The 3,139-nt window shown below is 27.6% G+C and carries 2 protein-coding genes and 1 pseudogene; 1 reads left to right on the top strand and 2 read right to left on the bottom strand.

All coding sequences use genetic code 11. The annotated features are described in order from the left end of the window. Positions 1–543: 543 nt before the first annotated feature. On the bottom strand, positions 544–1,353 hold the full coding sequence (locus BP92_RS16455) for a HEAT repeat domain-containing protein (protein ID WP_035693544.1): 810 nt from the start codon (positions 1,351–1,353) through the stop codon (positions 544–546). A 180-nt stretch (positions 1,354–1,533) separates the two neighbouring features. Further along, complete coding sequence (locus BP92_RS16830; protein WP_051604494.1) at positions 1,534–2,805, bottom strand: S41 family peptidase; 1,272 nt, start codon at positions 2,803–2,805, stop codon at positions 1,534–1,536. 102 nt (positions 2,806–2,907) lie between these two features. Between BP92_RS16830 and BP92_RS0113555 the strand changes: the two are divergent. Beyond that, positions 2,908–3,139, top strand: a pseudogene (locus tag BP92_RS0113555) (IS982 family transposase); the annotation flags it as partial.

Genomic DNA, 3,139 nt, shown 5'->3' with positions numbered 1-3,139 from the left:
GCTAACGTTCTGCGGCTTAAAAATGTGGCGTAAATGCAACACCAAGCCATTACAAATATAACAAAACATTCCATTCAGCTGCGGATTTTCCGCAGGAAAATCCGGAAGTAGCCATATTTTTAAACCGCTGTTAAATGCAGTTTTATATTTTCGGAACTTAAAAGACAACGCAACGTTTATCCACAAAGTTTGGTTTTCGGCTTTCCATTGTCACGCAAACTTGATCTGTCGCGCAAAGTTTGGTTTTCCGGAATGTATTTACAACACAAAGTTTTTTTGGCAAAGTTCGGTTCAGATTTCACTTATCACGCAAAAATTTTCGGCTAGTTTTTTAAAAATTAACAAACAGAAAAATAGGAGCGAAGCGTTCAGCGTAAGTTCGGAAAATATATTGCATTTAACGTTCTGCGGCTTGCTCTCAGTGGCGTTGCACCAACACCAAGCCATTACAAATATAACAAAACATTCCATTCAACAGCGGATTTTCCGTAGGAAAATCCGGAAGTAGCCATTGAAGCAAACCGCTGTTGTGCGTTCGTTTTTTTATACAGTTTTTTTTAATTTTTCTAAAGTTTCAACCAGCCAATCTTCATTCACTTTTTTCAAAACTTTATTTTTTTTAATTTGTTCTTCAATTAATGCAATGAATTCTTTATCATTTAATTCTTCAATTGCTTCCAAAATTAATGAACCAAATTCGTCAATTTTTAGAAGTTCATTTTTTAAAATATCTTTAATCTTTTGGTCTTTTCGCTTTGCTAATCCGATAATTGCTTCAAATCGAGTGTTTTCATCAGAATCATTTATTCTTTCCCATAAAGTTTCTCGAATTATGAGATTATCGGTTTCAATTTGTGTTCCAATTCCAAATGTTGCCCAATCTCTGATGTCTGAATCTTTATCTTTGGTTAATTGAATTAATGTATTTATTGGTTTTGTTTTATCAATTGCAAGAATTGCGGAAACTAATCCATGTCTGACATTTACACTTTTATGATTTTTAAAAGAACAAACTATATCAATCTGCTTTTCGGTTAATTTATCATTGTTATGTCCAATTCCATAAAGTATTGAGCTAATTACATTTTTGTCTTTTTCAGTTTTAAGTAAACTAAAATATATTTTTAAAATTTCTTTTTGATGTAATCTTGGATATCCAAATTGAGCTAATACATTAATCCCGATTATTTTTTCCTTTGATATTTCCGATTTTGTTAACTCAATACTTTTTTTAAAAATATCTTTTGATTTTCGTTTTCTTAATTCACTAATATATTTCCAATAATTTTTATTTGACTTATTATTTAAAATTCTGTCAAATAGTTTTTCGTTAGAATAATTAGTTAAACTCATTCAGATTTAGTTTAAAATTTCGCTCATCTAAAATGACGCACAACGTTTGGCAGCTTGGCGATGTTGCGTAATTTAGTACCAAACTAAAACAAATATAGACTAAATTTTATTTCAAAAATAAACTTTTTAAAAAAGCCTAAACTAGCAATATTGCCAAACTGCGGTTGTGCGTTCGTTTTTTTAATTTTTCTTTACATATTCAAAAACTGGGTCTATTCCATTTTTGTAATCATTGTAACTATTTTCTATCTTAATATCTGGAACAATTGTAACATCGTTATCATCTGTAAGTTTCCAAAATTCAGAAGAATATCTTACCTTAATTTCTGAATAAGGTAATGTAAATGATTTAACATATCCATAATGATTAGGTTTTCCACTTGTTTCTTCTCCAATAATTATTGCATTTGTTTTATCTTTAAAGTAAATTGTGTTAAAAATAGCTGATGAAAAAGTATCGTTACCAACAACTACAAATAATTTTCCTTTTTTATTTATTTTTTTGTTAGCTGCAATTTTATCTATTAAGTTTTCTGCTAAATACGAACTTCCACCACCATTAAATCGCATGTCAAAAATTAATTTTTCAATTTCAGAAGTTTCAAGTGTTTTTAATACCTTTTCTTCAAATTCAGAAAATGAAGGATATTTATGTGCAGTTTCTTTATCGCCATATTTTTCTATAGTTTCTCTACTTACACATTTATTATACTGAATAAAGTAAATTTTTTCATTTGGAAAATATTCTTCTTTAAAACTTTTGCCGCTATTATTTCTGTAAAATGGTTTTTCGTTGTTTATTTTAGTAAATACTTTATTTCTTTTCATATTCATATCATTTTCAACTTCCATAAGTTTGTAATGAAAAATATTATTATTAACATCTGAAAGTTCCAAATCATAAATACTATCATTCGGTTTAGAAAATCCAAAATATTTTAATAGAATATTACTATCTAATAAACGTGAAGAATTAGTGTTTATTAAAGCAATGTTTTCATCAACGAAAAGCGTTCTTAAACTATCTATTATTGTTTTAGTTTTAAAACCATTGATTGAAATTAGTTTTTTATCTAATATTTCATAGTTGTCTTTTGTAGTTCCTGAAATGAATAATCCTTCTTTAAACCACATAAAGTCCAAAGGAATTATTTTTCTTTTTGTACTAATATGTGAAGTACTCAAAGTAGTGTGAGAATCACCAATTTTTGCAATTAATTGATTAAGTTTAAGAGATGTTTCAATATCAGTATCTTTATCAAGTTGTTTAATTATTTTTTCAATTTCGTTTTCAAATTCATTTTTGGATATTTTAAAGAAAAGATTTTTATGCTTTTTTGGTAACTCTGATTTAAGAAAATTTAAGTCAGTTATCCAATTCTCAGTTTCTGTTTCTTGCGAGTAGATATTAATTGAAAAAATTGTCGCAATTAAAATTATTATTTTATTCATTATAACCCGTTGGGTGAAATTATTTGAAGTAAAATAAATTGAAAAAATGTTGGTCAAGATACTGAAAATCAGTATCTTGAAGTCGCAAAACAACCAACATTTATGACAAATATAGTTAAAAATTATTTTAGAGTATTAGAAGTTATAAGTTCTTTGAATTTTGAGTTGGATTTTAAATCAGGAATTGGCAGAAAGCCAAAAATGTCTGACATAGAAGTAGTTGCCTTGAGTTTGACAGCAGAATTTATGTCAATAGACAGCGAAAATTCACTTTTCAAACAGCTACTACCAGGTGAAATTTCCAATCTAATTGAGCGTAGTCAATTTAATAAAA

The sequence above is a fragment of the Flavobacterium sasangense DSM 21067 genome (assembly GCF_000686885.1).
In the GTDB taxonomy this organism is placed as follows: Bacteria; Bacteroidota; Bacteroidia; order Flavobacteriales; family Flavobacteriaceae; genus Flavobacterium; species Flavobacterium sasangense.
This window is presented reverse-complemented; position numbering and strand designations above follow the sequence as displayed.